Annotated in this window: 7 protein-coding genes; 4 read left to right on the top strand and 3 right to left on the bottom strand. The window is 74.7% G+C overall.

The window, feature by feature from the left end:
- Together ACIY1X_RS23350 and ACIY1X_RS23345 are read left to right on the top strand one after the other, a co-directional pair.
- The coding region (locus tag ACIY1X_RS23350) for a sulfatase-like hydrolase/transferase (RefSeq protein WP_399685263.1) at nucleotides 1-1,631 on the top strand (1,631 nt) is incomplete at its 5' end.
- A gap of 214 nt (nucleotides 1,632-1,845) precedes the next feature.
- Entirely contained in the window at nucleotides 1,846-3,024 is a 1,179-nt protein-coding gene (locus ACIY1X_RS23345; RefSeq protein WP_399685260.1) for an acyltransferase family protein, read from the top strand.
- Here ACIY1X_RS23345 and ACIY1X_RS23340 read toward each other — a convergent pair.
- Nucleotides 2,975-4,192: an MFS transporter gene (locus ACIY1X_RS23340; protein ID WP_399685257.1), complete on the bottom strand. Its 1,218-nt coding sequence runs from the start codon at nucleotides 4,190-4,192 to the stop codon at nucleotides 2,975-2,977. The two genes, ACIY1X_RS23345 and ACIY1X_RS23340, sit on opposite strands and share 50 nt — an antisense overlap.
- 120 nt (nucleotides 4,193-4,312) lie before the next feature.
- Between ACIY1X_RS23340 and ACIY1X_RS23335 the strand changes: the two genes are divergently transcribed.
- Nucleotides 4,313-5,242 (top strand): LysR family transcriptional regulator, encoded by a 930-nt coding sequence (locus ACIY1X_RS23335; protein ID WP_399685254.1) that lies wholly within the window; start codon nucleotides 4,313-4,315, stop codon nucleotides 5,240-5,242.
- A gap of 63 nt (nucleotides 5,243-5,305) precedes the next feature.
- On the opposite strand, the gene ACIY1X_RS23330 is transcribed toward ACIY1X_RS23335, so the two are convergent.
- Both ACIY1X_RS23330 and ACIY1X_RS23325 read right to left on the bottom strand, forming a co-directional pair.
- Entirely contained in the window at nucleotides 5,306-5,719 is a 414-nt protein-coding gene (locus ACIY1X_RS23330) for an RcnB family protein (RefSeq protein ID WP_399685251.1), read from the bottom strand.
- 98 nt (nucleotides 5,720-5,817) lie between these two features.
- The gene (locus tag ACIY1X_RS23325; RefSeq protein ID WP_399685248.1) at nucleotides 5,818-6,297 is read right to left on the bottom strand and encodes a peptidylprolyl isomerase; all 480 of its coding nucleotides are present in this window, start codon (nucleotides 6,295-6,297) and stop codon (nucleotides 5,818-5,820) included.
- 130 nt (nucleotides 6,298-6,427) lie between these two features.
- Between ACIY1X_RS23325 and ACIY1X_RS23320 the strand changes: the two genes are divergently transcribed.
- The coding region (locus tag ACIY1X_RS23320) for a CYTH domain-containing protein (protein ID WP_399685245.1) at nucleotides 6,428-6,686 on the top strand (259 nt) is incomplete at its 3' end.

Genomic DNA, 6,686 nt, shown 5'->3' with positions numbered 1-6,686 from the left:
TGCTCGTCGCCGACCGCCGGCTGGTGACGCTGGTGGTGTTCTGCGCGATCTGGCTGTGCGCGCTGGCCGCCGTGCTGGCGGCGGCCTTCCATCCGGCCTGGACGGTGCGCCTGGCGTGGGCCGTGCCGCTCAGCCTGGCGGGCGCGGCGGCCTTCGGCTACCACGCCGTCCAGCAGTCCGAGTTCTTCATCTTCGACGTGCTGAACCTGTGGGCCGCCCGGCACGAGGCCGGCCGCGCGCTGGCGTATTTCTCGGCCGCGGTGCCACCGACCCTGGCCGTGCTGTGCCTGAGCCTGGCCGCCTTCGCCATGCCGCCGGGCGCGGGCGGGCGGCTGCGTGGCCCGCTGCGGTGGCTGTTCGGGCTGGCGCCGGCGCTGCCCATCGTGCTGATCGCGCTGGTGGTGCTGCACCGGCAGGGCAAGGGCTCGGACGCGATGCCCAGGCAGTTCGCGCCCGTCTCCCTGGCGGCGCTGGCGGCCTACAAGCTGCACGCCGGCACCTTCGCCGAGCGCGAGCCGGTGCGCATGGCGCCGGGCGCGCCGCCGGTGCGGGCCCTGGTCGTGATGGTGGACGAGAGCGTGCGCGCGGACGCGGTGAGCCTGGCGCCGGGCAACCCGTTCACGCCCGAGATGGCCTCGCAGCGGGACCGCTGGGTCGACTTCGGCCCGGCGGTGTCGGCCGGCAACTGCTCCAACATCTCGAACGCGCTGCTGCGCTTCATGGCGCAGCGCCGCGACCTGGTGCGCAGCGTCGTCACCAGCCCGACCGTCTGGCAGTACGCCAAGGCCGCGGGCTTCCGCACCGTCTACATCGACGCGCAGGCCGGCTTCATCCACAGCTACGGCAGGCTGCAGAACCACATGACGCCGGCCGAGGCGGCCTCGATCGACCGCCTGCACAAGCTCGGCACCGGCATCCCGACCCACCTGCTCGACGACGAGCTGGTGCGCATCGTGCTCGACGAACTCGCGCAGGGCGACCGCGTCTTCATCTACGCCAACAAGAACGGCGCCCACTTCCCCTACGAGAAGGGCGCGCCCGGCGGCCAAGAGCGCAACGTGCGCGTGGCCGGCGCGCTGGTGGGCGACGATCCGGCCACGCTGGCGGCCTACGCCCGGGCGGTGCGCTGGTCGACGGACCGCACCATGGCGCGGCTGGTGCGCGAGGCGCCCTGGGACGGCCTGGCGATGGTCTACACCTCCGACCACGGCCAGCACTTCAGCCCCGGCCGCCTGACGCACTGCAGCTCGCACACCAACGTCGATCCGCAGGAGGGCATCGTGCCGCTGATGGTGGCGGCGGGCGACGAGGGCCTGCGCCGGCGCTTCGCCGAGGTGGCGGCGCAGTCCGCCGGCCGCGCGTCGCACTTCGCCATCGCGCCGACGCTGCTGGAGTTGATGGGCTACGCCCCGGCGGACATCGCCGCGGTCTACGAGGACTCGCTGCTGCACGGCCTGTCGCCGGCGCGCCCGCAGTTCGCCTCCGACGACATCTTCGGCCTGTTCGGCACGCAGCCGGGCTGGCACGACGTGGACCCGCGGGTCCAGCAGCGCGGCATCGAGGACGGGCCGGGCGAAGCGCTGGCCATGCGCGTGCGGGCGGTCGTCGTGCCGGACGTGCCCGCGCGCTGAGCCGCCTCGGGTCGGCGCCAGGCGGCCGTTGCGTTAAATATCGTAAGCACTGACTTTCGCTGAAAGCCGCTTCTGTGGCCCGCGGTGCCACGGAAGCGGCGCGCATCCCGGCGCCGCGGCCGTTACATCCCCCAACGTCGAAGTAAGCCGAAAGACCTAGAAACGGGCGATCGCCGGCCCGCGGAGGCCGGCACGGCAACGCTCAGGGGGATCCGTGATCGGGAAAGATGTGTTCTCGGGGGCAGGGCGCGCCGGCGGCGGCGACGGCCACTTCCTGTACCTGGACTTCCTGCGCGGCTGCGCCGCCATCGCGGTCGTCTGGCTGCACTGGTTCGTCGGCCACGACCGGGCGGCCTTCGGCATGGCCACCACGGCGGTGGACTTCTTCTTCCTGCTCAGCGGCTTCGTCATCGCCCACGCCTGCGACGGGCGCATCCAGACGCCCGGCGGGCGGGCCGACTTCCTGCTGCGGCGCGCGATCCGGCTGTGGCCGGTTGTCCTGGTGGGCGCCACCCTCGGCCTGCTGCGCTTCGCCGCCAAGGCGGCCGCCGAGGGCGGCGGGCTCGACGAACTGCTGGGCGAGTACGCCCGGACGGTGCTGCTGATCCCCCACCTGGCGGGCGAGCCCTTCCCGCTGAACATCCCCTACTGGTCGCTGCTGTCCGAGGTGGCGGCCTATGTCGTGTACTGCACGGTGCTGACGCGGCGCTTCGGCAACCTGGCCTGCCTGCTGCTCATGCTGGCCGGCGCGGCGGGCGTGCTGGGGTGGGCCGCCGATTCGGTCGGTGCGGCGGCGCCGGGCCGCGAGGTCTCGCTGCTGGACGGCGCCAGCCGCATCGCCTTCGCCTTCCCGGCCGGCGTGCTGTTGGCGCGCTGCCTGGGCGGGCGGGTCCTGCGCATCGACTCGCCCGCGCTGGCGGCCGTGCTGGCGGCCGGCTGCCTGGGCCTGTTCGCCCTGCCGCTGGCGGCGGTCGGCACCTCGGCGCTGTTCCTGACGGTGGTCGGCGTGTTCCCGCTGCTCGTCGCCCTGGGCCGGGGACTGGCGCTCGAAGGGCGCTGGGCGGTGGCGGCCCGGTGGTTCGGCGAACTGTCCTATCCGCTCTACGCCGTCCACATGCCGACCCTGTGGGTGGCCGGCTTCGTGCTGAAGAAGGCCTGGCCGGACCTGGGGGCGGGGGCCGGGCCGCTGGCCTTCGCGGCCTGCGTGGCCGTCGCGCTGGCCACGCTGGTCTGGGTCGACCGGCCGGTGCGCCGGCTGCTCGGCAGGAAGCGGGCGGCCCTGCTGGCCGAGCGGCGCGCCGTGCGCCTGCGCGCAGCGGGCGCGCGCCGCGCCGGCCCGCGGCTCAGCGGCGGCCGGCCGCCAGCCGGATCGCCAGGGCTGCGCCGGATGTGAGCACGGCGAAGCCCACCACGCCCAGCCACCCGGCCTGCGCCAGCGCCAGGCTGCCGATCGCCGCGCCGCCGGCCATGCCGACGAACATGCCCGTGAAGAGCAGGGCGTTGAGGCGGCTGCGCGCCTGCGCGTCGAGCCCGTACACCAGCGTCTGGTGCGCCACCAGCGTGGACTGCATGCCGAGATCGAAGCCCACGGCCGCCACCGCCAGCAGCGCCAGCCGCACCGGCGGCGGCAGCCAGGGGCCGGGCAGCAGCAGCGCGAAGGAGGCCATCGTCAGCGCCGCGCCCACTTGCGTCACCCGCCCGGGCCCGCGCCGGTCGGCCAGGCGGCCGGCCAGCGGGGCGGCCAGCGCGCCTGCCGCCCCGGCCAGGCCGAAGGCGCCCGCCGCCGCGCTGCCGAGATGGAATTCGTCGTGCAGCATCACCGCCAGCGTCGACCAGAAGGCGCTGAAGCCGGCCGCCAGCAGGCCCTGCGCCCACGCGGCGCGGCGCAGGGCGGCATGGCGGCGCCACAGGTCGCGCAGCGAAGCCATCAGCGCGCCGTAGCCCACCTGCGTGGTCGGCGCGAAGCGCGGCAGGCCGCGCCACAGCGCCACGCCCACCAGCGCCACCGAGACCGCCGCCGCGAGGTACATCGCGCGCCATCCCCATTGCTGCGCCACCAGCCCGCTGGCCACGCGCGACAGCAGCACGCCCAGCAGCAGGCCGGTCATCACCGTGCCCACCGTCCGCCCGCGCTGCGCCTCGGGCGCCAGCGCGGCGGCGGCGGGCACGATGTCCTGCGCCAGCGTCGCGGCCACCCCGATGGCCAGGCTGGCCGCCAGCAGCGTGCCGAGCCCCGGCGCGGCGGCGCTGGCCAGCAGCGCCAGGAGCAGCGCCGCCACCTTCCACAGGATGATGCGCCGCCGGTCGAAGCGGTCGCCCAGCGGCGCCAGCAGCAGCAGGCCGGCGGCGTAGCCGAGCTGGGTCAGGGTGGGGATCAGGCCGGTCGCCCTCGCGCCGGCCTGCAGGTCGGCGCCCAGCACGCCGAGCAGCGGCTGGGCGTAGTACAGCGAGGCGACCGAGAACGCCGCGCCGCTGGCGAGCAGCAGCACCAGCGGGCGCGGCAGGCCTGCGGCGGCCGGGACGGGGGAGCCGGAGGAGGCAAGGGTCAGGGAGGAGGACATGGGAGGGGTGCTTTCGTGTGGCGCATAGATCAGGGTTAACCCCTGATTTGCCGGTGGATGAATTCTCCCGATGAATGAATGAGCTTCGTAGACGGCTGAGGTGAAGATCAGCTATACGTGATGTGTATGAAAGAAGTGCCTTCGCCCGCTGCCGACCGGCTCGAACTGCTCCAGACCTTCGTGCGCATCGTCGAGGCCGGCAGCCTGTCGGCCGCGGCGCGGCTGCTGGCGACCACCCAGCCCACCATCAGCCGCCGGCTTCAGGCGCTGGAGCGTTCGCTCGGGCTGCGCCTGCTGCAGCGCTCCACCCACGCGATGAAGCTCACCGAGGACGGTGAGCGCTGCTTCGCCCACGCCAAGGAACTGCTGGAGCGCTGGGAGGACTTCGAGGCCGATGCGCGCGGCGCCCGCAGCACGCCGCGCGGCACCCTGCGCGTGCTGGTGCCGCACGCCTTCGGGCAGGACCAGCTGATGCCGCCGTTGCTGGACTTCCTGGCGGCGCACCCGCAGATCAGCGTCGACTGGATGCTGCACGACCACCCGCCGGACTTCATCGCCGAGGGCATCGACTGCGCCATCCGCGTGGGCGCGGTGGACGACCCGAGCGTCGTCGCCGTGCGGCTGGCGCGCATCTCGCGCATCGTGGTGGCCGCGCCCGGCCTGTGGGGCGAGGGCCCGCCGCCGGCCGAGCCGCAGGCGCTGGCGGCGCTGCCCTGGGTGGCGCTGAGCCTGTTCTACCGCGACGAACTGCGCCTCGTCGGCCCCGGCGGCCGGGTGCAGGCCGTGGCCGTCGCGCCGCGGCTGAGCACCGACAGCGTCTACGCGACGCGCCGGGCGGTGCTGGGCGGCGCGGGCGCCGCGCTGGTCTCGGCCTGGGTGGTGGCGCAGGATCTCGCGGCCGGCCGGCTGGTGCGGCTGCTGCCGCAGTGGGAGGCCGAGGCGCTGCCCGTCACCCTGGTCTATCCCTACGCCAGCCACTATTCGCCGCGGCTGCGCGCCTTCGTGGCCTGGATGCGCGGGCGCGTGTCGGCGCTGGACGGGATGGGGTGAGGCCCCGGGCCGGCGGCCCGGGGGTTCACCGGATGCGGATGGCTCCGCCCCGGCGGGCTGCGCTCACTGCGTCAGCGCGTGGATCACCACCGCGCTGATGATGCCGGTGGCGACGGCGGCCAGCACGTAGTCCGAGCCGTTCTGCACCCACTGGTAGCCGCGCGGCGGCTGCCGCAGGCCGTGGCCGCGCCAGTCCTGCACCACGTACTGGCGTGCGCGCAGGTTGGGCGGCAGGCGGTCGCCCCGGTGGTAGCGGCGGTACTCGGGGTAGGCGACCGGCGGCGGCGGGCGGTGCGGCATCGGCCGCATGCCGGGCCGGTGCATCGGCGCGTGCTGCGGGCCGGCCGTGGGCGGCCGGTGGCCCTGCATGTGCGGCGGCCCGCCCGGGCCGTGCCGCCCCGGCGGCGGGCCGGGCTGCGCGAAGGCGGCGGCATGCGCGGCGGCCAGCGCGGCGATCAGCAGGGTACGGTTCTTCATGTGGTTCTCTCCGTGTGTGGGCGAAGGCCCCATCTTAGGAACGCTGCGCGCCGCGCCGCCGTAGGCCGAACCCGCGACCCCTGCCGCCGGCCGGCGCGTCAGTGGTGGTGCCCGCCGGCGCCGTGCACGTGCCGGTGCGCGATCTCCTCCTCGCTCGCGGCGCGCACGTCGGCCACCGAGAGCTGGAACTTCAGCGCCTTGCCGGCCCAGGGATGGTTGCCGTCCAGCAGCACCTGCGGGCCCTTGATCTTGACCACGTTGAAGACGTGCTCGCGCCCGTCGTCGAGCCGCCCGCGCAACTGGCCGCCGACCTTCACGCCGGGCGGGAACTCGGCCTTGGGGATGGTGCGCAGCAGCGATTCGTCGCGTGCGCCGAAGGCCTCTTCCGGCGCCAGCGTCACGGTGGCCTGGTAGCCGGCGGCCTGGCCGTCCAGCGCGGCCTCGATCCCGGGCAGCGTGTTCTCGTAGCCGCCGTGCAGGTAGGCCATCGGCTCCTTCGCGGCCTCGATGAGCTGGCCGGTGGCGGCGTCCCAGACCTTGTAGCGCAGGGTGACGACGGTGTCTTTGGTGATGTTCATGGTGAAGGGCGCGAAAGGCGTTGAGCAGGCGCGCGATTGTCGTCGCATCGCCGCCGCGGCCTTGCCCGGTGTCATCACGCCCGAGCGCCGCGCATGCGAGCATCCGGCACCTGCACCCGGATCGCCTGCGATGGAAATCGAGTTCAAGTTCCGCATCCCGCCCGAGCGCCTGAAGGCCGTGGAGGCGGCGCTGCGCCGCGGCGCCGTCGGGACGACGCGCCTGCAGGCGCGCTACCACGACACCGCCGATGGCGCACTGGCGGCGGCCGGCGTGGCGCTGCGCCTGCGCAAGGAAGGCCGGCGCTGGGTGCAGACCGCCAAGGCTGCGGGCGCCGGCCCGGTGCAGCGCCTGGAGCACAACGCCGACCTCGGTGGCGGCGCCCCGCCCG

It is taken from the genome of Xenophilus sp. (assembly GCF_044462705.1).
Classification (GTDB): Bacteria; Pseudomonadota; Gammaproteobacteria; order Burkholderiales; family Burkholderiaceae_C; genus Xenophilus; species Xenophilus azovorans.
This window is presented reverse-complemented; position numbering and strand designations above follow the sequence as displayed.

Excerpts from the sequence above, each read along its gene's own strand:
- ACIY1X_RS23335 (WP_399685254.1), top strand. The coding sequence starts at position 4,313 with ATGTGTATGAAAGAAGTGCCTTCGCCCGCTGCCGACCGGCTCGAACTG.
- ACIY1X_RS23340 (WP_399685257.1), bottom strand. The coding sequence starts at position 4,192 with ATGTCCTCCTCCCTGACCCTTGCCTCCTCCGGCTCCCCCGTCCCGGCC.
- ACIY1X_RS23330 (WP_399685251.1), bottom strand. The coding sequence starts at position 5,719 with ATGAAGAACCGTACCCTGCTGATCGCCGCGCTGGCCGCCGCGCATGCC.
- ACIY1X_RS23325 (WP_399685248.1), bottom strand. The coding sequence starts at position 6,297 with ATGAACATCACCAAAGACACCGTCGTCACCCTGCGCTACAAGGTCTGG.